We start from the raw sequence: 22,539 nt of genomic DNA on the forward strand, positions 1-22,539 counted from the left end.
AAAAAAGACGCAAGCTATTTTGAGTCTTCAAATAATATGGAAGCCAATCGGTCATCTCTTTCGTATAAATCGTTGTAAAAATTAATTTCTCCCGAATCATTTACCCAAGCCGTTAAATAGTAAATATAAATTGGGATTTTGTTCTTCAGGATATAAGTGGTTTCCTTTTCTCCTTTCATGGCTTCATTTATGCGATCTACTGACCAGTTGGGATCGTCTTTCAAAATCAGGATTGCCAGTTCTTTGGCTTTTTGCATATTAATACAGCCGTGACTAAAGGCACGATAATCAAATTCGAAAAAGTTTTTATAAGGCGTGTCATGCAAATAGATGTCATTTGAATTTGGAAACATGAATTTTACCAATCCCATTGGGTTTTTAAGTCCCGGCCTTTGTACGAGTTTTCCATTTTTCCATTCCATTTCATGAGATTCGAGATAGTTTTTATCTTGAAAAAGGGCGGTTTTTATCTCATTTTCAATGATGCTCGTTGGGACAATCCAATAAGGGCTAAATACGATTGAACTTATCAAGCCGTTAAAAACGACGGTTTCGGTCATATTCTTACCAACTAAAAGACTCGATTCGAGTTCTTTTTTACCGTTTTTAAAATAAATTAACTTGAATGCAGGAATGTTTATGATGATGTATTCTGGTTTCTTAGATAATTCGGGGTCAATCCATCTACAGCGTTCCATGTTTACTATAATAGTACTGATATATTTTTTGATTGGTGTATTCATTCGTTGTAGTTGCCAGGTCGAAAGGAGACCATTTGTTTTGTAGCCATTCCTTTTTTTGAAGTTAATAACACCAGATTCTAACTCTTTATCAAATACGTTACTTTTAGAATCCTGTTTTAAATCTCCCAATATGGCAAGGCGATGTCTAATTTGCCCAATGGTTTTTGAGCTGTCACTGGGTTTGTAATAGGCTATCGAAGGATCAAATTCTATGGGACTCCAGTCCTCATTCTTTTCTATAGCTCTGTATTTTTTTAAAACTTCACGTAACTTATAATATTGCCCAAAAAGTTGTTTCTCATTTTTGTTTAACAAATCAGGATTAGCTAATAATGAATCTAATAAGGTTTCGTAAGAAATATTTTTTCGAGGCAAAAGCCATCCTATTTGGTTTGTTTTTTCAGGGTCAATTCCTTGAAAAACTTTCTTGATATAAAATACATACATGGTAGATAATAGCATTTCAGTATCGGTTTTTGAAAGTTTCTCTGCAGAATTAGTGTTGAATATTTCATCAATTTTTGATCTATAGGCTAAGTCTGATTCTAGGCCTTCTTCTTCCAGAAGATTTACTTTAGAGTAGAGTAAATTGGAAAACTCAATGAGTCCTTTTTCGTCATACCAAATCGAATTGTATCCTCTTTTTTTATAGATGGCATTAACATCTGGCTGATATTTATCTAAATTAGGGTGTTTTTTAAAAAAATCATTTAGGACCGTTTTGTCAAGGGGGATTATGGATTTTTTAAAAATAGATTCCCGAAGATTTTTGACAAAGTAAATCGCCTTAACCATCAGGTCATCGTTTCTAAAATGGTAGGCAGTGACAACTGAAAAACCAAATAAAAGAACTACTATGGATAAAAAGAACTTTTTCATAGCGCAATTATTTAATAAAGGTAAAAAAATATATTCTTTGCAAAAAGTTAATTACGACCGTGTTAACACTTTAATTACTTGATAAATAAGACTTTGTGTTGTTGAGGTTTGTGCGGAAATAAAGTTCTTACAATAAATTATTTGAAAGAAAAGTTTTTATATTTTTAACCAAATTCTTTTATTATGAAAAAAATTATTGTCCTCTTATTTATCGTTTTGGTTTCCTGTACATCAACTAAAAAAGCTGTTGTTTCGGATCGGGATCAAATTAATGTGGTACTCGATTCTTGGCACAAAGCTGCTGCCGAAGCAAAATATGAGGACTATTTCAATTTAATGACCGAAGATGCTGTTTTTATTGGGACTGATGCAGCCGAAAACTGGAATAAAACCGCTTTTCAAGCTTATGCGAAACCTCATTTTGATAAAGGGAAAGCCTGGAGCTTTACCGCTTTAGAGCGTCATATTTATTTTGATAAGACAGGGAAAACAGCTTGGTTTGATGAGTTGTTGAATACTCAGATGAAAATTTGCAGAGGTTCTGGAGTACTGGTAAAAATAGGGAAGGATTGGAAAATAAAACATTATGTTCTGTCGATGACGATTCCAAATGAAAACAGTAAGGAAGTAATAAAAATTAAAGCTCCTATTGAAGAAGCCTTGATGAAAGAACTGAAAACTAAAAGATAATTATTCTTTTTTCACGGTTGAATCCTTCGGTCTTATATATTTCCTTAATTTTGCCGAAATATATGTAAAAGCGTGGGAAGTAAAAATAAATTAAAAAGATTCAAGGAAAACGAAACATTCAATAACGTTTTTCAACCAACAAGAGAAGAAGTAGTAGGCGATTTGTTTCCTTTAAGGGGGAAATGGAACTCTGATTTCTTTAAGAACGACAATCCATTAGTCTTAGAATTGGGTTGTGGTAAAGGAGAATATTCTGTAGGTTTAGCCGAAAGATATCCCAATAAAAACTTTGTGGGAATCGATATTAAAGGTGCTCGTTTTTGGCGTGGTGCTAAGACCGCTGTTGAAACTGGTTTGCATAACGTAGCTTTTATTCGAACTCAAATCGAATTGATTAATCATATTTTTGCCGAAAATGAAGTGGATGAGATCTGGATTACTTTTCCGGATCCGCAAATAAAATACAAGAGAACAAAACACAGAATGACCAATTCGGAGTTTTTACAATTGTATAAAAAAATTCTCAAGAAAGACGGAGTCGTAAATCTAAAAACCGACAGCGAATTCATGCACGGTTATACCTTAGGATTGCTTCATGGCGAAGGACATGAGGTGCTGTATGCCAACCATAACGTTTACAAAAATGAAGGTAGTCCAGAGGAAGTGACCGCTTTTCAGACATTCTACGAAAAACAATATTTGGAAGTTAACAAGGCAATTACGTATATTCGATTTAAAATCAAAGAATAGTAGTTCATTAAAAACGGATTCTTTTTTTAAAACTTTAATCTTAGTAAATGAATTTTATGACCACCTTTTTTTTAGGATTCCTAACTGCCTTCATAGGAATTATGCCTCCGGGTTTGATTAATATGACGGCTGCCAAGGTGAATTTAAAAGAAGGTTTGCGAAATGCATTATGGTTTATATTGGGGGCGGTAATCGTTATCTTTTTTCAAGCCTATATTGCTATATTGTTTGCTCGCGTTATAAATATTCGTCCAGACATCATTATCTTATTGCGCGAAGTGGGCTTCGCTATATTTGGCGCTTTGACAATTTATTTTTTATGGATAGCCAAAAAACCAAAAATTAAGAAAGCAAAAATCAAGCAGAGTAGTAAAAAGAAACGGTTTTTTCTGGGAATGTTGCTCTCAGCACTCAATTTTTTTCCTATTCCTTATTATGTTTTTGTAAGTATTACTTTGTCTAGTTACCGACTTTTTGGATTTGATACGGCCTCAATTTTTACTTTTGTCAGCGGAGTAGTGTTGGGATCCTCTCTCGTTTTTTATTTCTATATTACTTTTTTTAAGAAAATAGAAAGCAAAGCAGATCATTTGTTGCGAAACATGAATACAATTATTGGTTGTATAACTGGATTGGTGTCGATGATTACCTTGTTTAATATCGTCAAGTTTTATTGGTATTGATTTAATTTTTTGGTTTTAGAAATATGTCAAACGATAATTTTTTCGAAAGAGTATATGCCATTGCACGGCAAATTCCTTACGGAAGAGTAACATCGTATGGAGCAATTGCAAAGGCTTTGGGGACAGCTCGTTCAGCAAGAATGGTAGGTTGGGCTATGAATGCCTCGCATAATATGGAGGATGTTCCCGCGCATCGGGTAGTGAATAGAAAAGGACTTCTTACCGGAAAATTTCATTTTGACGGTACAAACCTCATGCAACAATTATTGGAAAGCGAGGGAATTGAAGTGGTCGATAATCAAATAGTTGATTTCGAGAAGCATTTTTGGCAGCCGGAAGGTAGCGAATTTTAAGCGGTTCTTATTTTAAATTTCAAAAGTTATACCATTAAACAAATTACAAAATTTGTTTTTTCTCCTTCGGTTTGACAACTCAGATAACCGCCATGTGCTTCAATAATGTTTTTGGAAAGGGTAAGGCCAATTCCCGCGCCATCTTTTCTGGTGGTGAAAAAAGGCAAGAATATTTTATTTTTAATTTCGGGTTCAATTCCTTTTCCGGTGTCAGAAATGGTTATAAATAAACGATTGTTATTGGTTAAAGTGGATAAGAAAATCTTTTTTTCTTGTTTTTCTTTTAGTGCAAAAATACTATTGGTAATCAGATTGATGATAACCTGTTCCATTTGATTTTTGTCGATATTGATAGTTTTAAAAGCATCAATCTCATTTATGATTTCGATGTTTTCAGATTTTAAAATGGGTGACATGATTTTGAGACAATCTTCAAAAAGCAAATTAATGGAGGTTGTTTTCTTGTTTGGAGAAGGTAGTGTTGTTAGTTTGCGATAATTCTCGACAAAAAATTGTAAATGATCACTTCTGTTTATAATTGTGGAAATACTGTTTTTAATGTCGTCTAAATCCTCTTCGCCTAAATGGTCTTGGTCAACAATTTCCAATAAGTTTTGTGAAAGCGATCGAATAGGGGTTAAGGAGTTCATTAATTCATGGGAAATGATTTTCATCAAACTGATCCAGGCTTCTTTTTCTTTTTTATCAATAACGCGTTGTATACTGTCTAATAAAACAATGTAATATTCTCTGTTGAATGATTCTGTCTGTGAGGTTTGCAGTATAAAAGTTTGTGTGTCTTGTTGCTCGATTTTAATGTTTATGGCTGTTTTTAATTCGCTGAAGCCCGTATTCTCTATTTCCTGACAAAGTGAGGGTAGGTAGTTTTTGAGATATTCCCAGTTGCTTACTTTTGGGACGCTGAAAAGGGATGAAAAACAATCATTCATTATAAAAATGGTCCAGTTTTCCTTTTCTTTTTCTAAAATCAAAACCGCTGTATCCATATCATTTAAAATGGATCGATAAATTAATTCTTTCGATGTCTGATCGTGTTGTTTTTCTTTTAGGGTGTCATATAAAAGGTGCAGATTTTTATAATCGTCATTTTTGTAAGCCGAAGGGAAATTCGTGGAAAAGTCATTTTGTAGTATTGAAAGGATAGTTTTGTCGTAAACAAGCAACTTGTTCCTGATAGAAAAATACATTTCGGTACAAGCCAAAATGGCAAATGCAAAAATCAGGGCTGCATTGTATATAAATCCTCTTTCAAATAAAAAAAAGGAGAATGCGAGTAAAAAAAATACAAGGATAAATCTTGCAAATAACGTATTGTAAAATTTCCAGTTATTCATTGTTTTTCATGTCATATTTTTCAAGTTTCCTATATAAAGCAGCCCTGGATAAACCTAATTCTTCGGCTGTTTTGCTGATGTTTCTGTTGTTTTTGAAAAGTGACTTTTCAATGGCTTTTTTTTCAATTTCAGATAAGGAATTTTCCTCGTCGGTCTGAAAATCGTCAAAATCCAGAATGTCTAAATCGGTTACAGAAATAGTATCGTTTTCCGATATAATTAATGCTCTTTCAATTTTGTTTTCTAATTCTCGGATGTTTCCTTTCCAAGGATAACGCTCTAAATATTCTCCAACATTCTTTTCAAAAATGACCTTGTCCTGGCCGTATTTTTCACCAATTTGTTTCAAAATAAAATTAGCCATCGGTACAATATCGCTTTTTTGTTCCCTTAAAGCCGGCAGATTTATTTCCATTGTATTGATGCGATAAAACAAGTCTTCACGGAAATTTTTGTTTTTAACGTCGGCTTTAATGTCGCAGTTCGTGGCCGATATAATCCTAACATTTAATGGTCTCGGTTTGCTTTCGCCTAATCGGGTTACTTTTTTTGTTTGCAAGACATGCAATAGTTTTGATTGTAAGTGCAAGGGGATGTTTCCTATTTCATCCAGAAAAATAGTTCCGTTATTGGCGGTTTCAAATCTTCCGGCGGTGTCTGTTTTGGCATCGGTAAAAGCGCCTTTTGAATATCCAAAAAGTTCACTTTCAAATAAATTTTCACTTAATGAGCCTAAGTCTACATGAACAAAAGTTTCATCTCTTCGTTCTGAATTTTGATGGATGTGTTCTGCAAAAACAAATTTACCTGTCCCGTTTTCTCCTAAAATAAGCACATTGGCATCTGTTTTTGCCACTTTTTCAGCAAGAATGTAGGCTTGTTTTGTTTTTTGGGAAGTGCCAACGAAATATTCTTTTTTGTCTTGTTTTAAAATTGTGTTTTTGGAAAGCTTTCGACTCTCATCAACTGCTTTGTGTATCGTAGCCAATAATTTATCATTGTCCCAAGGCTTCAGGATATAATCAAAGGCGCCAATTTTCATTCCTTCGACGGCAGTTTCTATTTTGCTGAAAGCGGTCATTAAAAGCACAATTGTTTTTGGCGACAAAGTTTTTATTTCTTTGAGCCAATGAATGCCTTCCCGGCCATCTTCAAAACCGATGCGGTAATTCATATCCAATAAAACAACGTCAATCTGGTTTTCGGCAAGAATTGAAATGATTTTCTTGGGATTATTTGCGGTGAAAATTTCGTCAAAATGTTTTTTTAAAATCATTTTTGCCGAAAAGAGAATTTCGTCCTGATCGTCAACGACTAGTATTTTGGCTTGTTTTTTTCGCATCATTATTTTTTCGTTCACTTTTGAACAGTGTACTGTTCGTTTCCGAACATTGTTTTTGAAGTGTTTTTTATAACTGCCTTGATAGTCATTGTTTTACAAAATGTAATTTTTTTGGCACAATATTACATATTGATAATCAGCAAATTATTAGTAAAAATGGATAAGGTAATTCTTCGTAAAAATAAAAAAATTAAGCATTTATCAATAGGGTTTTTTGTTTTTTTGATTTTGGGAGCGGTTGTTTATGCTTCGGTTTCAAAAAAAAGAAGTCTGAATGTGAAAGCAGATGAACTTTTGGTAAAAAAAGTGACTCAGGACTTTTTTGAGGATTTTATTGTCTTTCAGGCTAAAGTTGAACCTTTAAAAATTATGTTGGTGAATATTGTCGAAGGCGGTTCTGTTAAAGAAATTTTTGTCGAGAATGGCGCTATGGTTACTAAGGGACAGTCGTTAGCAAGAATGTACAATCCAAATACGGAACTGAATTATCTTACACAAGAAACGGCGATCATTGAGCAAATCAATAATTTGAATATTGGGAAATTAAATATCAGGAATCAGGAATTAAATCTGGCCAAAGATTTGGTTTTGATTGAACATGACTACAATGACGCCAAAAGGCTGTTTGATATGAATATACGATTGTATGAAAAAGGGATTATTTCTAGAAACGAGTGGAATTCGACAAAGGAAAGTTTTCGTTTTCAGGAAGAGCGAAGAAGTAATATAAAATTTAGTATTAATAAAGAAAAGCAAACCAATCAATTGCAGATTTCGCAAATTAACCGTTCGATAGAAACAATGGAAAAGAGTTTGGATATTCTGAGAAACAATAAGGAGAATTTTCTCATTACGGCACCAGTTTCCGGAAGATTGACTTCATTTGAGCCTGTTTTGGGTAAAACTTACCAAGCAGGGGAAAGTATCGGAAAGATAGATTCTCGTCAAGGTTACAAATTAGTGGCTCTAGTAGATGAGTTTTATTTGGAAAAAATCCGTGAAGGTTTGAAAGGGCAAATTGAATACAAAGGAAGAATTCTAGGAGTCTCAGTTATAAAAGTAATTCCGGAAGTTAAAAGCGGCCGTTTTCAAGTGGAGTTGTTTTTTGATTCCAAAGAAAATCTGGCATTGCAAGACGGATTGAGTTTTGGGGTAAAGCTTATCTTGTCCGAAAAAAATAAGATTTTAGTTATCCCAAAAGGAAGTTTCAATCAAGAAGCCTTAGGAAAGTGGATATTTGTCGTCAAAGGAAACAAAGCCGAGAGAAGAACCATTAAATTGGGCAGGGAAAATCCGGTTTATTATGAGGTGCTGGAAGGATTGAAACAAGGCGAGAAAGTGATTACGTCGTCTTATGTCGACTATAAAGAGGTGGAGGAATTGAATATAGAATGATTGTTAATCAAAAATCACTAAAAAATATTAGGAAACATAAATAATTTAAAACTATGATTACAATACAAAACCTAACCAAAATTTTCAGAACAGAAGAGGTAGAAACTTCGGCTTTAAGCGGTATCAATCTGCAAATCAACGAAGGGGATTTTCTTTCCATTATGGGGCCTTCGGGTTGCGGAAAATCAACCTTACTCAACATTGTCGGACTATTGGATAGCGCATCAGATGGAAGTTATAAGTTGTTGAATCAAGAAATGATTGGACTAAAAGAAAAAGGTCGTTCAGAGGTTCGTAAAGAAAATATTGGATTTATTTTCCAGAATTTTAATCTTATCGACGAGCTTTCGGTTTATGACAATATCGAATTACCGCTGATTTACAATAATGTGAAGGCATCTGATCGAAAATTGAAAGTGGAGGCAATTGCCGAAAAATTAAACATTTCACACCGATTGAAACATTATCCCCAACAGCTTTCCGGAGGTCAACAACAGCGTGTGGCTGTGGCAAGAGCCTTGATAAACGACCCCAAAATTATTCTGGCCGATGAGCCAACAGGAAATTTGGACAGTAAAAACGGGAATGAAGTGATGGAATTGTTGACTGATTTGCATGCTAAAGGAGCTACCATATTGATGGTAACGCATTCGGATTATGATGCTTCATTCTCTCAAAGAACCATTCACATGAGGGACGGAATCGTTTTCTCGGAAAAAAGCAATCAGAGGAATGTAGATGTTTTTGCGGATGTTAAATAACCATTAGATATATAAAATATGATACGATTAGTTTTAGTTATTACGACTTATTTAGTTACGATGATTTGTCAAGGACAAGTATCCGAAACAAGAAAATTGGATGGTTTTTCAGGAATCGAAGTGCAAACCGGAATTGAATTGATTTTTACTCAAAAGAATTCACAATCTATAAAAGTAGAAACAGACGATGCCGAAAAAATGCAAAAGATTAAAACTGTAGTGAATGCAGGGATCCTTAAGGTTTTTGTAAAAAGTAATAAAGATAAAAGTGGGACGAATCGTTTTAAGGTTCTAAAAGTGTATGTTTCTCAAAAAGATATTAATTCTTTCGGCGCCGGCTCAGGAGGCTCAATAAAAATTATTGGAGAGGTAAATACTGATAAAATGCTTCTCAATTTAAATTCGGGTTCTTCTTTTTCTGGAAAAATACAATCAAAAATTATTGATTTAAAGCTAAGTTCAGGATCTCGTTTTGATGGAAATATTGTGACAAATACTTTTAATGGCGATTTTGGTAGCGGGTCAAGTACGAGACTCGTTGGGAAATCAAAACAGGCATTGATAAATATAAATAGCGGCGCGAGTTGTGATGCTCAAAATTTTTCTGTGGATGATGTTGTTGTACAGGCAAACAGTGCCGCATCAATTAGCATAACGGCAAACCAGTCTCTAAAAGCCAATGCGTCCTCGGCATCCAAAATACATTATTATGGTTCGCCGGAAAAAGTAGAGATAAAGAATCATTCGTCGGCTAAGATTGTAAAGAAATAATAGTATGATAGTAAATTGGCTAAAAATATTTATATACCATTTGAGACAAAACAAATTGTTTTCGTTTCTAAATGTTTTGGGATTGAGCATTGGGATTGCGGGACTGATTTTTGGGACCCTGTATTGGAATGATGAACAAAGTTATAACGATTGGAATCCTGAAAAAGAGAACGTTTATCAGGTATTGGTTGAATTGAGCGATATGCCAGTTTGGTCGGATTGTTCTTTATTTCTAAAACCTATTTTAGATAAAGATTCCAATGTGGAAGCTATAATGTATGCTGATAGTTGGTATCAAAAGGATAAAATTATCTATAATGGAAAGAAAATTTTAGAAGATAAAATCATCAATGTTGAGAGCAATTTCTTTTCATTTTTTCCTTTCAAAATAATTAAAGGAGATGCAGCTTCTGCTTTAAAAGACGACACGAGTATTGCTATTTCTGTTGATACAGCTAAAAGAGTTTTTGGTGATGAAAACCCCATCGGAAAACAAATAAAATGTCTTAACCAAATGTTTGTTGTTCGTGCCGTATATCATATTCCAGGGAATTCATCAATTTCTCCAAACGTCATAATCAATAAAATGAAGGAATTGACAACAGCAAATGTGACGAATCCATTTGTTTTAAAATTATTGTTTAAAATTAAAGATTCCTCAAAAATTGAGCATACGAGAAAGAGCCTCGAAAAATATTATAACGACGATTTTATTAATAAAATAGCTAAACTTGAGGGTTTTACTCCCGAGGAAATGGCCAAAAAAATAGGGCATTTTACAGTTGTCGTGGAGCCACTTTCAAAAGCCAGATTACATTCCATCACAGACGGTTATCCGGAAGGCAGAGGTAACTATCAATTTTTGTTAATCATGATGAGTTTGTCAGTTTTGATTCTCATTTTGTCGGTTGTTAATTATATCAATTTAGCAACTGCCAATGCTATAAAACGAGCCAAAGAAGTGGGTGTACGCAAAATTGTAGGGGCTTCCAAAGGGAATATTATTAGACAATTTATTTTTGAAACCATTTTAACGAGCTTTTTTTCGATTTTACTGGCATTGGTAATTGTAGAGCTCACTTTGCCTTATTACAACAACTTTTTAGATAAAAAGCTAGTGCTTTTAGGGAGTTTGTTTTATGCGCAACTGATTTTGATTTTTATAATTATTGTTTTGGTTGCAGGAATATTTCCAGCGGTTTACGTGTCTAATTTTGAAGCTTTAAAAGTATTAAAAGGGAATTTTGGAAGAAGTAAAAATGGGATATGGCTTCGTAACGGAATGCTTATTTTTCAATTTGCAATAGCCTCATTTTTCATAATCGGCTCCTATATCGTATATGAGCAAGTTAGGTACTTGAATAATAAAGATCTGGGTTTTAAAGGAGATCAGGTAGTTGCTGTGTCATTAAATTTTCCATCATCGGATTATGAAGTAGAAAATGTTGGACAAAATATTTACAATAAATACACCACCATAAAACAAGAATTAAGCAAAATTAAAGGAGTTGAACAAATTTCAACTGGTCTTGTCTCTTTTGATGGTTCTGATAATTCGATAGCACCTATTTTATATAACGATGAACTCTTTAAAGAAAGGAGTATTGCTTTAGACTTTGGCATGTTTAAAATGCTGAATATAAAAATAACAGAAGGTAGGGATTTTGATAGGAAACTAGCTTCAGATACGATTAATTCAGTGATAATAAACGAAACAGCTCTGAAATTAATGAATATTAAAGATCCGCTTGGAAAAGAAATTCGAATTAACAATCAAAAATTAAAAATTATTGGTGTCGTTAATGATTTCAACTTATTAAGTCCCGAAGAAAAAGTGCCTCCTGTAGTATTTTGTCATCTTAAAACTATAAATAGGGCAGGAAATATTGATAAAGTTTTTATAAAACTAAACGCTGATAATATGGAAAATACTATTGCAGATATTGAAAAATTATGGGCAACGGTTGATTCCGAATATCCGTTTAAATATGATTTTGTAGATAAAGAATATGCCAGAACTTATGAGGCATACGTAAAGCAAAAGAATCTTTTTTCATTGTTAAATGCAGTCGTAATTTTGATAGCCCTTTTCGGATTATTCGCCTTGGCTTCTTACTCGATACAAAGGCGTATGAAGGAAATTGCTATTCGAAAAACCCTTGGAGCAGAAACGAATGTTTTATTGAAGGAATTATCCAAACAATATATTTTGTATTGTATCATCGGTTTTTTAATTGCCTTATTTCCTGTTTATTATTTACTCAATAAATGGCTGGAAAACTTTGCCTACCGGATTTCCATTTCCTTTGTGCCTTTCCTTATTGGGTTTCTTATTTTAATGCTGTTGACTTTGATTGTTGTTTTGTCCAAGGCCTATCAAGCGACAAAGGTGGATGTTTTGAAATATTTAAAATACGAATAAGTGTTTTTTAAAGTGAAATTTAACCTGATGGGTCTTGGTCTCCGTCAGGTTTTTTTTGTGTTTTATAAAGAGCTAATTTTTTAATAATTCCGATTAATTCTAGTGGTAATAAATCCTATCCAAATCCTTTATAATAAGAACTTAATCTGTTATCTTTGCAATCTAAAATTAGTTTAAATAAGGATAGCAATAGGACAATAGCCGCTATCTGAAAAACATCATACTTATAATGAAATTAGATAGAAAAGATATTTTAAAAGCTTTAGAAACGATTACTATAGCTGGAGAAGGAAAAAACATGGTGGAGAGTGGAGCAGTTGCTAATGTGATAACTTTTGGAGAAGAAGTAGTTGTCGATTTAGTGTTACACACACCGGCGATGCACATCAAGAAACGTGCAGAAGACGACATCAAAAAAACAATTCACGATTTGGTTTCTCCTGATGCCAAAGTTAAAGTGAATATAAAAGTAGAAGCCGCTGTGGCTGAAAATCCAAATCAAATTAAAGGAAAAGCTATTCCTGGTATAAAAAACATCATCGCCGTTGCTTCTGGAAAAGGAGGAGTGGGGAAATCTACCGTTACGGCAAATCTAGCGGTAACTTTGGCTAAAATGGGCTTTAGTGTTGGTGTTCTTGATGCCGATATTTATGGGCCATCTATGCCAATCATGTTTGATGTAGAGAATGAAAAGCCGATTTCGGTTACCGTTGACGGAAAATCTAAAATGAAACCGGTAGAAAGCTACGAAGTAAAAATGCTGTCTATAGGATTTTTTACAGCGCCAAGCCAAGCAGTAATCTGGAGAGGGCCAATGGCTTCTAAAGCTTTGAACCAAATGATTTTTGATGCTGATTGGGGTGAGCTGGATTTCATGCTAATAGATTTGCCTCCAGGAACCGGAGACATCCATTTGTCAATCATGCAGTCGTTGCCGGTTACAGGTGCAGTTGTAGTAAGTACGCCACAAGCAGTTGCTTTGGCTGATGCCAAAAAAGGAGTTTCTATGTTCCTTTCTGATGCAATAAATGTTCCTGTTTTGGGAATTATTGAAAACATGGCTTATTTTACGCCTGAAGAATTGCCAAACAATAAATATTATATCTTCGGGCAGGAGGGTGCTAAGAATCTTGCAGAAGATTTAGATGTTCCGTTCCTTGGCGAAGTGCCAATCGTACAATCTATTCGCGAAGCGGGTGATTATGGACGTCCGGCTGCTATGCAAACAGGTTCGGTAATTGAAACTGTTTTTGAAAAAATAACACGTAATGTAGTAGCAGAAACAGTAAGAAGAAATGAAAGTTTGCCTGCTAGCGAAGCCATAAAAATAACGACTATGGCGGGTTGTTCAGCGGTTAAGAAAAATTAGAAAATTAGAAATGTGCCAATTAGAAAATTAACTAATTGAAAGGCTACAAACATTATCTGATTATCACATTATCGAAATTATCACATTAAAAGATATGACAACAGAAGAATTAACAAGTGAAGTTCAAAAAGCACTCGAAGAAATTAGACCTTTTTTAATTTCTGATGGGGGCGATATCACGCTTATTTCCATTGAAGAAGGTAAACATGTAAAGGTACGACTTGAAGGAGCTTGCACCAGTTGTAGTGTTAATCAAATGACACTTAGAGCTGGGGTGGAAACTACAATCAAAAAGTTTGCTCCACAAATTGAAACTGTTGTAAATATCTTGTAAATACTTATGGCGTGACCATTTTAATAAAAAAGGCTTCTTGTCTTTGTGGCTATTGGCCTTTTTTATTAAAATCGTCGGGCTATCCGCGTTACTTCGGTAACTTGCTGCTATCCCTCACGCAAGCAAAAATCAATAGTAAAGGCAATTCAAAAAAGAATAATTGTAAAACAGGGTATTTAGGGATTAGAACTCTACGTTGTGCCTAGTATGCTGAAAACTGAAAACTGAAATGGACGTATTAATAAAAATAAAAGATAGAGAAGGAGTGGTGCATGAATTGCAAGCTCCTACGGATATGGCAATGAATATCATGGAGTTGTGTAAAGCATATGAACTTCCTGTAGAAGGGACTTGTGGCGGAATGGCTATGTGTGCTTCTTGTCAGTGTTATGTTCTTAATGACGTAGCGCTACCCGAAATGGGCGAAGACGAAGAAGCAATGCTTTCAGAGGCATTTTACGTAAAATCCAATAGTCGTTTGGGATGTCAAATTCCAATCACCGAAGATCTTGAGGGCTTAGAATTAGAATTGGCTCCAGAAAATTAAATAAAAAAGTCCCGATATCGGGACTTTTTTTTATATTGTTGTTAAATGGCCTTCCATGATGTGTTCTTCAATAGCGTCCCAAAGCAGTATGCGTTTTTCTAGTGCCAATACCGATATTTCTTCAACTTCTCTCCATTTTTTGGCATCGTCTTCACATAATTCATTAATCATTTGCATTGCCATCGGACCGTGTTCGTCGGCATCTAATTCGATATGTCTTTCAAAGTAATAGATTAGTTTTCTTAAATCGGTATCTGGGAAATTTGCCTGAAAGTTTTTTAATATTTCTGTAAACATACTCGGAATCAAATCTTCTCTGCCAAAGGTAAAAGCCGCTGCAATTTCGTGTGGTTTACCTTGTTCAATAACCCTGAATGTAAAATCTAAAAAGGCTTTGATGTTAGGGTGCAGATTGCTTGTTTTTATTGCTACGAATATATTTTGTAGGGAATGTACTTCTGATAAAAAATGCTCTATTTCTGAGGTGTTGGCTCCACAATCTTTCATCGCTTCAATGTACATTTCGTAATGACTTTGGCGACGACCGTCAAGTGTCAAATCGGATTCTTCGGCGAGTACTATTTCATTTATCAAATACCTGGTTTCTGGATTGCTGGTGGCAAACCATGGAGTTGTGGTGCAGGTTAATTTGGTTTGTAAGGCTTTTAATAAAGACATGAAATCCCAAACTGCAAATACATGACTTTCTAAAAAACATCGTAAGTCTTCGATGGTTTTTACTTTTTTATAAAGCGGGTGAAGCAGTAATGCCTTTTTTTGTGGTTCAATAGTGTTGTTTATATTCTGAATAGTCATCTTATTTTTTTATGGTAAATATAAAAAAGCTTCTTGTAGGCAAGAAGCTTTTAGGATCAATTTTATAAATACTTTAATAGTTTGTTTATACTATTTAAAAGCAGGTATTCCGGTAATGTCCATTCCTGTAATCAATAAATGGATGTCATGTGTTCCTTCATAGGTAATTACGGATTCTAGATTCATCATATGACGCATAATCGAATATTCGCCAGTAATGCCCATTCCGCCCAGAATTTGTCTTGCTTCGCGAGCAATGTGAATCGCCATGTCTACATTATTTCTTTTAGCCATCGAGATTTGAGCCGTAGTAGCGCGGCCTTCATTTCTTAAAACTCCCAATCTCCAGGTCAATAATTGTGCTTTGGTGATTTCGGTGATCATTTCGGCTAGTTTCTTTTGCTGTAATTGAGTTCCTGCAATAGGTTTGTCAAACTGGATTCTTTCTTTTGCATAACGTAGCGCAGTGTCGTAGCAATCCATTGCCGCACCAATTGCTCCCCAAGCAATGCCGTAGCGAGCAGAATCTAAACATCCTAATGGTGCTCCTAGTCCGGATTTGTTAGGTAGTAAATTTGCTTTTGGGACTTTTACATTATCAAATATAAGCTCTCCAGTTGCTGAAGCACGAAGTGACCATTTGTTGTGTGTTTCTGGAGTGCTAAAGCCTTCCATTCCACGTTCAACGATAAGTCCGTGAATTCTTCCTTCTTCATTTTTTGCCCAAACAATAGCGATATCTGCAAAAGGGGCATTTGAAATCCACATTTTGGCACCGTTCAATAAATAATGGTCTCCCATGTCTTTAAAGTTGGTGATCATGCTTCCAGGGTCAGAACCGTGATCGGGTTCTGTTAATCCAAAACAACCGATGAATTCTCCAGTGGCTAGTTTGGGTAAATATTTCATTCTTTGTTCTTCATTTCCGTATTTCCAGATAGGATACATTACTAAGGAAGATTGTACCGATGAGGTAGAACGAACGCCAGAATCTCCGCGTTCTATTTCTTGCATGATTAGTCCGTATGATATTTGGTCTAATCCGGCACCGCCATATTCTTCTGGTATATAAGGTCCAAAACCACCAATTTCTCCCAAACCTTTTATGATTTGCTTTGGGAATTCGGCTTTTTGTGCACATTCTTCAATGATAGGTGAGACTTCTTTTTTTACCCAAGCACGAGCAGAATCACGTACTAATTTATGTTCTTCTGTTAATAAATCGTCAAGGTTATAGTAATCTGGAGCTTGAAATAAATCTGGTTTCATATGTGGTTATTTATAGTTTTTGATTTATAACTCTAATTTGCAAGTTGTGTTTTCTACCTGCTAATTGAGTAATTTCTTTGTTTTTATAGAAACAAATTTACATAAAGAAATGTAACAAAACCACTTTAAAATGTTATGAATGTAAAATAGTTCGGCTAAATAAGAAAATTAACTTCGGGTTTCTTGTTTAGAGTCTTGTTGGGATTAATGATCTAATAAATAGCTAGGAAGAATTGCTGTTTATTTAAAACTACATCTTTAAATAAAAATCTTTAGTCAATTCAATGTATTCGGCAGTGTAAATATGTCTAGCAGTTTCGATGATCAATTCATCGATTGGGAAATCGGAAATTTCATTGCGGCTAAAAGCCAATAGGCTACGCTTGATTTCAGTTGTTGGTGTTCCTTTTACTCGGGTGATTTTTGTTGGGTGCAATTCGTATTCCTTGGCAAGAGCCAGAAATTTATCTTCTTCTTTGAAGGGGATAATTACAGAAAAAACACCGTTTTCCGAAAGTAATAAAGCCGCTGCTTCGATTAAATCCTCAAAAGGCATAGCGTCTTGAAAACGAGCTAAATCTCTTTGATTGCATTCGGTTTTGTAGTCTTCAGAATAAAATGGGGGATTCGAAACAATCAAATCATATTCGTCTTCTGGTTCTTCGACAAATTCGTCTAAGCCAGCATGAAAACAGAATAAACGATCGCTCCAAGAGGAGTTCTCAAAATTATCCACGGCTTGTTCGTAAGCTTCTTCGTCGATTTCCAATGCATCAATTTGTTCGGCATGACTGCGTTGTGCTAACATCAAGGCGATGATTCCGGTTCCGGCGCCTATGTCTAAAATGCTGAATGGATTGTTCTCAATAGGTGTCCAGGCTCCAAGTAAAACGCCATCAGTTCCAATTTTCATGGCACAGCGATCTTGTTGAACTGTAAATTGTTTGAATGAAAACATTATTGATTTTGGATTTACAAATTTGGATTTCAAATTTCTAAAATGGACAAATTAACAAATAACCGAATAACCTTTCCTAATGATACATCTCAATAAGACCTTCCGGTAAATTCATGATAACTTTTTTGTTTTCACGGTCAATTTTGACAAGGAAATGGTCAATCATTGGAATGAGAATTTCCACGCCGTTGTTGAGAACTTCAAAAAGAGGTTGGGCTGTGGTGTCATTGATAGATTGGATTTCTCCAACGAATCCAAGGCGTTTATCTTCTATTTCAAAACCAATTACTTCGTGAAAATAGAATTTGTTACCGCTAAGTTTGGGTAACATTTTTAGAGGAAGATAAAGGTCGTTGCCAATTAAAGCGTCGGCTTCTTCTTCGGTATTGACATCTTCAAAACGGATTCTGAGAAAGTCGTTTTTGTGTAGTGAGCTACTTTCAATAAAAAAAGGAACCAAGTGTTTGTTGCATTCAACAAACACTGATTCCAAGTTTTCGTATAACTCAGGTTCGTCCGTGTCTAAATAGGCAAGAACTTCTCCTTTGAAACTAAATTTTTTGGCGATTTTGCCTAAATAGAAACATTCTTCTTTACGCATCTTCGCTTCTAAATTATGCTTGAGTTTCTTCGTTGTTTTCTTCTGCAGCAGGAGTTTCTTCAACTTCTTCAACAGCTGGAGTTGCAGCAGCAATAGCGTCAGCCTCAGCTTGAGCTGCAGCAGCCAAACGTTTAGCGTTTACTTCTTGTTCTGCTTTGAATGCTTTAGCTTTAACATCAGCTTGTGCTTTAGTTAAACCATCTTTTTTAGCATCAACTTTACCAGTTTTAGCTTCTAACCAAGTAGCTAATTTTGCATCAGCTTGCTCTTGAGTTAAAGCTCCTTTACGGATACCTCCATCAAGGTGGTGTTTCAATAAAGCTCCTTTGTAAGAAAGAATTGCTTTAGCAGTATCAGTTGGTTGAGCACCATTGTGTAACCATTTCACTGCGCTATCAAGGTTTAAGTCGATAGTTGCTGGGTTTGTGTTTGGATTGTAAGTGCCGATTTTTTCTAAGTATTTACCGTCTCTTTTTGAGCGTGCATCTGCAGCTACAACCCAGTAAAAAGGTTTTCCTTTTTTACCGTGTCTTTGTAATCTAATTTTTACTGACATAATCGTGTGATTAAATTTTGAGGTACTCGACCTCGATTAATTAAGGTTGCAAAGATATACTATTTATTTTAATATGCCAATAGGCTGTTATTATAATGAATAAGAAAGTTTTAGGGTTTTTTAGTCTGCGATTTTTTTGTTTGAAATATCTTTTTTTGCTATAGAAATATGTTTTTTGTAAAAGAAGTGTTTGTGAAAAAACATCTTGTGTTATTTTTGAGTTGTCTTTTTTGATTTCCTGCCAAGAAGATGTCAGGTTTGTTAATCCTTCTTTGAGAGCAATTGAATCAAAAGTCTTAATTGGGTCTTTATAGGGCTTTGGTTATTGAAGCTTATTTATTAGGAGCTAGTACATCTAAAATGGCAACCTATGTTTTTTCGGATGCCAGCGGTACGATTACCTTTTCTACAGGGATTAATATCGGCAATGGTCAGATAGTGATAACAGAGTACGATGCGGTAAATAATGCCGTTTCAGGTACTTTTAAATTTAATGCCGAGAATATTGACAATAAATTCATTGGCTAGAGCTGTTTTAAACTTTAAGCATAGAGTGTTTTATAAATTTCCTGTTATTGTAGCTGGTCTGATATATTAAATCAGTATAAATTGCTGAATTGCTTCAAATTGAAGTATTCGTGTTTGGATTTTATTTTATAATAAAAACATAAATTATCTAATTTATAGTGGATTAGATAAAAAATAGAGTACATTTGTTTCATTATTATAAATAAGTACATATGAACATTTTTGTTGGAAGTCTTCCATTCAGTATTGAGGAAGCAGATTTAAGAGAGTCTTTCGAGGCTTACGGAGCAGTTGATTCAGTTAAAATTATCACGGATAAATTTACAGGAAGAAGTAAAGGATTTGGTTTTGTTGAGATGCCAAATGATGATGACGCTCAAAAAGCAATTGACGAATTGAACGGAGCTACTGTTCAAGGACGTGCAATTGTAGTAAACAAATCTGAGCCTAAACCAGAAGGTGAAAGAAGAAGTTTTAACAACAACCGTAGTGGAGATTCACGCGGAGGTTACGGAAACAACCGTGGTGGAGACAACCGTGGTGGTGGAGACAGAGGAAGATATTAATATTTTTTTCAATCATATAAAAAAGGGTGTCAATGCAAATTGACACCCTTTTTGTTTGGTTGTGTTTAGTAGAAATGTACTGGTAGAGACCGCACAGCCGTAGAGACGTCGCAGTGCGTCTCTACGGTACAAATTAATCAAATTATAGGTTAGCAACCAACCAGTCTCCAACTTCGCTGGTTTTATAGGCTTTGCTTCCTTTTGCAGCCAAATCTTCGGTTACAATTCCTTGTTCTAATGATTTGTTTACAACTGCTCTTATCGCTTCGGCTTCTTCTTTTAATCCGAAAGCATCTTCGAACATCATCGCCGCGGATAATATGGTTGCTAATGGATTGGCAATATTCAGTCCGGTTGCTTGCGGATACGATCCGTGAATTGGTTCGTACAACGAAGTGTGTTCTCCTACGGATGCGGAAGGCATTAGTCCCATAGATCCAGAAATTACAGAAGCTTCATCGGTCAAAATATCACCAAATAAATTTTCGGTAATTAAAACATCATATGAGTTTGGCCATTGTACCAATCGCATCGCAACTGCATCTACAAATTCGTAGCTTACGCTAACTTCTGGATAGTCTTTTTCCATAGCTTGTACGGTTTCTCTCCATAGGCGAGAAGTCTCTAAAACGTTGGCTTTATCTACGCAACATAATCTTTTGCTGCGTGTCATTGCCAATTCGAAACCTTTTTTTGCTAAACGTTGTACTTCGACTCTGGTGTAAACGCAGTTGTCGAAAGCGGTTTCTCCGCCGTCTCTTCTTCCTTTTTCTCCAAAATAAATTCCGCCGGTTAATTCTCTAAGGAAAACTAAATCGGTTCCTTCGATACGCTCTCTTTTTAATGGAGAATTGTCAATCAAAGAAGGGAAAGTAAAGGTTGGACGCACATTGGCAAATAAACCTAATTTTTTGCGCATCAATAATAAACCTTGTTCTGGTCTTACGGGTGCAGATGGATCGTTGTCGTATTTTGGGTGACCGATGGCTCCAAATAAAACGGCATCTGCCTTCATGCATATTTCATGTGTTTCATCAGGATAAGGAACTCCAACAGCATCAATAGCACAAGCGCCGGTTAATGCCGGTGTCCAGTTGATTTCATGATTGAATTTTTTTGCAATAGCATCCGAAACCTTAACAGCTTCATTGATTACTTCGGGTCCAATTCCGTCTCCTGCTAAAAGGGCAATAGTATATTTCATTATATGTTTTTTGTGTTGTTTTTTAAGAATTAGTTCGTTACTACATTTAACATTTTTTGAGTTGCTATGATCGCAGCAACTGTTTGGTCAGAATCCAGTCCTCTAGTTTTGAATTCTTTTCCGTTGTTTGTCCATGTGATTATGGTTTCGCATAGAGCATCTGAACTACTCCCGGGAGGAATCCGGACAGCATAATCAATTAGTCGAGGCAATTCGAGTTCCTTGCTTTTATATATTTTTGCCAAAGCATTCATAAAAGCATCAAACTGACCATCACCCTGTGCGTGTTCTTCAATGGTTTCTCCGTCTATTTTTAAGGAAAGAGTAGTGGAAGGGCGCATTCCTTTGGCATGCGATAATATATAAGATTCAACGATTATTTTTTCTTGATAAGTCTGGCTGTCCAAAACATCAGAAATAATATAGGGCAAATCTTCTTTGGTAACAGTTTCTTTTTTGTCTCCTAATTCGATGATTCTTTGAGTAACTAATTTTAAGTCTTCGGGATTCAATTGCAATCCTAATTCCTGAAGGTTTTTTTCGATATTGGCTTTTCCGGAAGTTTTTCCTAAAGCATATTTTCTTTTTCTGCCAAAACGCTCCGGAAGCAAGTCATTAAAATACAAATTGTTTTTATTGTCTCCATCGGCATGAATACCGGCAGTTTGCGTAAAAACATTGTCACCTACAATTGGTTTGTTGGCTGGAATTCTATAACCCGTAAAAGTTTCTACCAATTTACTGACAGAGTACAATGAAGATTCTTTTACATTGATTTCTATATCTGGCATGAAATCATTGATTACGGCAACGGTGCTTTCAAGTGGGGCGTTTCCGGCGCGTTCTCCCATTCCGTTCACCGTTACGTGAAGACCCTTGATACCTGATTTTAAGGCCTCCATGACATTGGCTATGCTTAAATCATAGTCGTTGTGTGCGTGAAAATCGAAATGTGTATTCGGATATCTGGCCGTAATTTTCGAGATGAATTCAAAGGTTTCCGAAGGAATAAGAACCCCTAAAGTATCGGGCAATAATATTCTTTTAACGGGCTGTTTGGTCAAAAAATCCAAATATTGGAAAACATATTCGGGCGAATTGCGCATTCCATTACTCCAATCTTCCAAGTAAACATTGGTCTCGATATTGTTTGCTGTTGCCAATGCTATGGCTTGTGCAATTTCGGTAAAATGTTGTTCGGGCGTTTTTTTTAATTGATGTGTCAAATGATTCAGAGATCCCTTGGTCAATAAATTCTGGACTTTCGCTCCGGTTTCTTTCATCCATTCGATAGAAAGTCCGCCGTCAACAAAAGTCAAAACTTCGATTCGGTTGCTATAGCTTTTTTTTTCAGCCCAAGACATGATGCCTTTTACTCCCTGAAATTCGCCTTCACTGACTCTTGCAGAAGCAATTTCGATTCTGTCAATATTTAATTCTTCCAGCAATAATTGTGCAATGGTCAGTTTTTCTGCAGCAGAAAAGGATACACCGGAGGTTTGTTCCCCATCGCGGAGCGTTGTATCCATTATTTCAATTTTTCTTTTTTCCATTTTAAATTTGATGCTAATGCGATTTTGACTTTAACAATGTTCTGCAATCTTAATATTTGTGTTTTTGGTAATAGTAAATACAGTTACTAAGCTC

23 protein-coding genes are annotated in these 22,539 nt (G+C 35.2%); 13 read left to right on the forward strand and 10 right to left on the reverse strand.

Annotation, left to right across the window (positions count from 1 at the left end; all coding sequences use genetic code 11):
- Positions 1 to 14: 14 nt before the first annotated feature.
- A complete protein-coding gene (locus tag ACMDB5_RS05045; RefSeq protein WP_413999926.1) occupies positions 15 to 1,622 on the reverse strand; it encodes a L,D-transpeptidase family protein in 1,608 nt (535 codons plus the stop codon).
- Between the two features lie 183 nt (positions 1,623 to 1,805).
- On the opposite strand from ACMDB5_RS05045, the gene ACMDB5_RS05050 reads away from it, so the two are divergent.
- The 4 genes from ACMDB5_RS05050 to ACMDB5_RS05065 all read left to right on the forward strand — a co-directional run bounded on the left by ACMDB5_RS05050 (position 1,806) and on the right by ACMDB5_RS05065 (position 4,098).
- The gene (locus ACMDB5_RS05050) at positions 1,806 to 2,312 is read left to right on the forward strand and encodes a nuclear transport factor 2 family protein (RefSeq protein ID WP_413999927.1); all 507 of its coding nucleotides are present in this window, start codon (positions 1,806 to 1,808) and stop codon (positions 2,310 to 2,312) included.
- Between the two features lie 72 nt (positions 2,313 to 2,384).
- Positions 2,385 to 3,062, forward strand: coding sequence for a tRNA (guanosine(46)-N7)-methyltransferase TrmB (trmB, locus tag ACMDB5_RS05055; protein WP_413999928.1), 678 nt, complete (start codon positions 2,385 to 2,387; stop codon positions 3,060 to 3,062).
- 47 nt (positions 3,063 to 3,109) lie between these two features.
- Positions 3,110 to 3,745, forward strand: coding sequence for a LysE family transporter (locus tag ACMDB5_RS05060; RefSeq protein ID WP_413999929.1), 636 nt, complete (start codon positions 3,110 to 3,112; stop codon positions 3,743 to 3,745).
- Between the two features lie 23 nt (positions 3,746 to 3,768).
- A complete protein-coding gene (locus ACMDB5_RS05065) occupies positions 3,769 to 4,098 on the forward strand; it encodes an MGMT family protein (protein WP_413999930.1) in 330 nt (109 codons plus the stop codon).
- A gap of 26 nt (positions 4,099 to 4,124) precedes the next feature.
- Here the strand turns inward: ACMDB5_RS05065 and ACMDB5_RS05070 are convergent, their stop codons facing one another.
- Together ACMDB5_RS05070 and ACMDB5_RS05075 are read right to left on the reverse strand one after the other, a co-directional pair.
- On the reverse strand, positions 4,125 to 5,453 hold the full coding sequence (locus ACMDB5_RS05070; protein ID WP_413999931.1) for a sensor histidine kinase: 1,329 nt from the start codon (positions 5,451 to 5,453) through the stop codon (positions 4,125 to 4,127).
- A complete protein-coding gene (locus ACMDB5_RS05075) occupies positions 5,446 to 6,795 on the reverse strand; it encodes a sigma-54-dependent transcriptional regulator (protein ID WP_414000361.1) in 1,350 nt (449 codons plus the stop codon). The genes ACMDB5_RS05070 and ACMDB5_RS05075 overlap by 8 nt, the downstream gene beginning before the upstream one ends.
- A 156-nt stretch (positions 6,796 to 6,951) precedes the next feature.
- On the opposite strand from ACMDB5_RS05075, the gene ACMDB5_RS05080 reads away from it, so the two are divergent.
- From ACMDB5_RS05080 to ACMDB5_RS05110, 7 genes are all read left to right on the forward strand, one after another.
- Positions 6,952 to 8,190, forward strand: a complete 1,239-nt coding sequence (locus ACMDB5_RS05080; protein WP_413999932.1) for an efflux RND transporter periplasmic adaptor subunit — start codon at positions 6,952 to 6,954, stop codon at positions 8,188 to 8,190.
- A 53-nt stretch (positions 8,191 to 8,243) separates the two neighbouring features.
- A complete protein-coding gene (locus ACMDB5_RS05085) occupies positions 8,244 to 8,951 on the forward strand; it encodes an ABC transporter ATP-binding protein (RefSeq protein ID WP_413999933.1) in 708 nt (235 codons plus the stop codon).
- An 18-nt stretch (positions 8,952 to 8,969) separates the two neighbouring features.
- Positions 8,970 to 9,722 (forward strand): head GIN domain-containing protein, encoded by a 753-nt coding sequence (locus tag ACMDB5_RS05090; protein ID WP_413999934.1) that lies wholly within the window; start codon positions 8,970 to 8,972, stop codon positions 9,720 to 9,722.
- A gap of 4 nt (positions 9,723 to 9,726) precedes the next feature.
- Complete coding sequence (locus tag ACMDB5_RS05095; RefSeq protein WP_413999935.1) at positions 9,727 to 12,144, forward strand: ABC transporter permease; 2,418 nt, start codon at positions 9,727 to 9,729, stop codon at positions 12,142 to 12,144.
- 229 nt (positions 12,145 to 12,373) lie between these two features.
- On the forward strand, positions 12,374 to 13,513 hold the full coding sequence (locus ACMDB5_RS05100) for a P-loop NTPase (RefSeq protein WP_413999936.1): 1,140 nt from the start codon (positions 12,374 to 12,376) through the stop codon (positions 13,511 to 13,513).
- A gap of 94 nt (positions 13,514 to 13,607) precedes the next feature.
- On the forward strand, positions 13,608 to 13,847 hold the full coding sequence (locus ACMDB5_RS05105) for a NifU family protein (protein ID WP_413999937.1): 240 nt from the start codon (positions 13,608 to 13,610) through the stop codon (positions 13,845 to 13,847).
- Positions 13,848 to 14,076: 229 nt separating this feature from the next.
- A complete protein-coding gene (locus tag ACMDB5_RS05110; protein ID WP_413999938.1) occupies positions 14,077 to 14,394 on the forward strand; it encodes a ferredoxin in 318 nt (105 codons plus the stop codon).
- Between the two features lie 30 nt (positions 14,395 to 14,424).
- On the opposite strand, the gene ACMDB5_RS05115 is transcribed toward ACMDB5_RS05110, so the two are convergent.
- The 5 genes from ACMDB5_RS05115 to ACMDB5_RS05135 form a co-directional block, all read right to left on the reverse strand.
- A complete protein-coding gene (locus ACMDB5_RS05115; RefSeq protein ID WP_413999939.1) occupies positions 14,425 to 15,210 on the reverse strand; it encodes a DUF3050 domain-containing protein in 786 nt (261 codons plus the stop codon).
- Positions 15,211 to 15,300: 90 nt separating this feature from the next.
- Entirely contained in the window at positions 15,301 to 16,479 is a 1,179-nt protein-coding gene (locus tag ACMDB5_RS05120; protein ID WP_413999940.1) for an acyl-CoA dehydrogenase family protein, read from the reverse strand.
- Positions 16,480 to 16,729: 250 nt separating this feature from the next.
- Complete coding sequence (locus tag ACMDB5_RS05125; protein ID WP_413999941.1) at positions 16,730 to 17,437, reverse strand: tRNA1(Val) (adenine(37)-N6)-methyltransferase; 708 nt, start codon at positions 17,435 to 17,437, stop codon at positions 16,730 to 16,732.
- Between the two features lie 76 nt (positions 17,438 to 17,513).
- A complete protein-coding gene (gene rimM, locus ACMDB5_RS05130) occupies positions 17,514 to 18,038 on the reverse strand; it encodes a ribosome maturation factor RimM (protein ID WP_413999942.1) in 525 nt (174 codons plus the stop codon).
- A gap of 13 nt (positions 18,039 to 18,051) precedes the next feature.
- Positions 18,052 to 18,594 carry a 30S ribosomal protein S16 gene (locus tag ACMDB5_RS05135; protein ID WP_413999943.1) on the reverse strand — a complete coding sequence of 181 codons (543 nt, stop codon included), beginning with the start codon at positions 18,592 to 18,594 and terminating at the stop codon, positions 18,052 to 18,054.
- 300 nt (positions 18,595 to 18,894) lie between these two features.
- Between ACMDB5_RS05135 and ACMDB5_RS05140 the strand changes: the two genes are divergently transcribed.
- Together ACMDB5_RS05140 and ACMDB5_RS05145 are read left to right on the forward strand one after the other, a co-directional pair.
- Positions 18,895 to 19,122, forward strand: a complete 228-nt coding sequence (locus ACMDB5_RS05140) for a DUF6252 family protein (protein ID WP_413999944.1) — start codon at positions 18,895 to 18,897, stop codon at positions 19,120 to 19,122.
- A 212-nt stretch (positions 19,123 to 19,334) separates the two neighbouring features.
- Positions 19,335 to 19,688, forward strand: coding sequence for an RNA recognition motif domain-containing protein (locus ACMDB5_RS05145; protein ID WP_413999945.1), 354 nt, complete (start codon positions 19,335 to 19,337; stop codon positions 19,686 to 19,688).
- A gap of 142 nt (positions 19,689 to 19,830) precedes the next feature.
- Here ACMDB5_RS05145 and leuB read toward each other — a convergent pair whose 3' ends face one another.
- Positions 19,831 to 20,892: a 3-isopropylmalate dehydrogenase gene (gene leuB / locus ACMDB5_RS05150; protein ID WP_413999946.1), complete on the reverse strand. Its 1,062-nt coding sequence runs from the start codon at positions 20,890 to 20,892 to the stop codon at positions 19,831 to 19,833.
- A gap of 29 nt (positions 20,893 to 20,921) precedes the next feature.
- Positions 20,922 to 22,445 carry an alpha-isopropylmalate synthase regulatory domain-containing protein gene (locus tag ACMDB5_RS05155; protein ID WP_413999947.1) on the reverse strand — a complete coding sequence of 508 codons (1,524 nt, stop codon included), beginning with the start codon at positions 22,443 to 22,445 and terminating at the stop codon, positions 20,922 to 20,924.
- Between the last annotated feature and the right edge of the window lie 94 nt (positions 22,446 to 22,539).

Source organism: Flavobacterium sp. W1B, assembly GCF_047344965.1.
In the GTDB taxonomy this organism is placed as follows: domain Bacteria; phylum Bacteroidota; class Bacteroidia; order Flavobacteriales; family Flavobacteriaceae; genus Flavobacterium.

Excerpts from the sequence above, each read along its gene's own strand:
- ACMDB5_RS05060 (WP_413999929.1), top strand. The coding sequence starts at position 3,110 with ATGAATTTTATGACCACCTTTTTTTTAGGATTCCTAACTGCCTTCATA.
- ACMDB5_RS05050 (WP_413999927.1), top strand. The coding sequence starts at position 1,806 with ATGAAAAAAATTATTGTCCTCTTATTTATCGTTTTGGTTTCCTGTACA.
- ACMDB5_RS05070 (WP_413999931.1), bottom strand. The coding sequence starts at position 5,453 with ATGAATAACTGGAAATTTTACAATACGTTATTTGCAAGATTTATCCTT.
- ACMDB5_RS05155 (WP_413999947.1), bottom strand. The coding sequence starts at position 22,445 with ATGGAAAAAAGAAAAATTGAAATAATGGATACAACGCTCCGCGATGGG.
- ACMDB5_RS05115 (WP_413999939.1), bottom strand. The coding sequence starts at position 15,210 with ATGACTATTCAGAATATAAACAACACTATTGAACCACAAAAAAAGGCA.
- ACMDB5_RS05135 (WP_413999943.1), bottom strand. The coding sequence starts at position 18,594 with ATGTCAGTAAAAATTAGATTACAAAGACACGGTAAAAAAGGAAAACCT.
- ACMDB5_RS05125 (WP_413999941.1), bottom strand. The coding sequence starts at position 17,437 with ATGTTTTCATTCAAACAATTTACAGTTCAACAAGATCGCTGTGCCATG.
- ACMDB5_RS05120 (WP_413999940.1), bottom strand. The coding sequence starts at position 16,479 with ATGAAACCAGATTTATTTCAAGCTCCAGATTACTATAACCTTGACGAT.
- ACMDB5_RS05045 (WP_413999926.1), bottom strand. The coding sequence starts at position 1,622 with ATGAAAAAGTTCTTTTTATCCATAGTAGTTCTTTTATTTGGTTTTTCA.
- ACMDB5_RS05085 (WP_413999933.1), top strand. The coding sequence starts at position 8,244 with ATGATTACAATACAAAACCTAACCAAAATTTTCAGAACAGAAGAGGTA.
- ACMDB5_RS05145 (WP_413999945.1), top strand. The coding sequence starts at position 19,335 with ATGAACATTTTTGTTGGAAGTCTTCCATTCAGTATTGAGGAAGCAGAT.
- ACMDB5_RS05080 (WP_413999932.1), top strand. The coding sequence starts at position 6,952 with ATGGATAAGGTAATTCTTCGTAAAAATAAAAAAATTAAGCATTTATCA.
- ACMDB5_RS05105 (WP_413999937.1), top strand. The coding sequence starts at position 13,608 with ATGACAACAGAAGAATTAACAAGTGAAGTTCAAAAAGCACTCGAAGAA.
- ACMDB5_RS05090 (WP_413999934.1), top strand. The coding sequence starts at position 8,970 with ATGATACGATTAGTTTTAGTTATTACGACTTATTTAGTTACGATGATT.
- rimM (WP_413999942.1), bottom strand. The coding sequence starts at position 18,038 with ATGCGTAAAGAAGAATGTTTCTATTTAGGCAAAATCGCCAAAAAATTT.
- ACMDB5_RS05065 (WP_413999930.1), top strand. The coding sequence starts at position 3,769 with ATGTCAAACGATAATTTTTTCGAAAGAGTATATGCCATTGCACGGCAA.
- leuB (WP_413999946.1), bottom strand. The coding sequence starts at position 20,892 with ATGAAATATACTATTGCCCTTTTAGCAGGAGACGGAATTGGACCCGAA.
- ACMDB5_RS05100 (WP_413999936.1), top strand. The coding sequence starts at position 12,374 with ATGAAATTAGATAGAAAAGATATTTTAAAAGCTTTAGAAACGATTACT.
- ACMDB5_RS05075 (WP_414000361.1), bottom strand. The coding sequence starts at position 6,795 with ATGCGAAAAAAACAAGCCAAAATACTAGTCGTTGACGATCAGGACGAA.
- ACMDB5_RS05110 (WP_413999938.1), top strand. The coding sequence starts at position 14,077 with ATGGACGTATTAATAAAAATAAAAGATAGAGAAGGAGTGGTGCATGAA.
- ACMDB5_RS05095 (WP_413999935.1), top strand. The coding sequence starts at position 9,727 with ATGATAGTAAATTGGCTAAAAATATTTATATACCATTTGAGACAAAAC.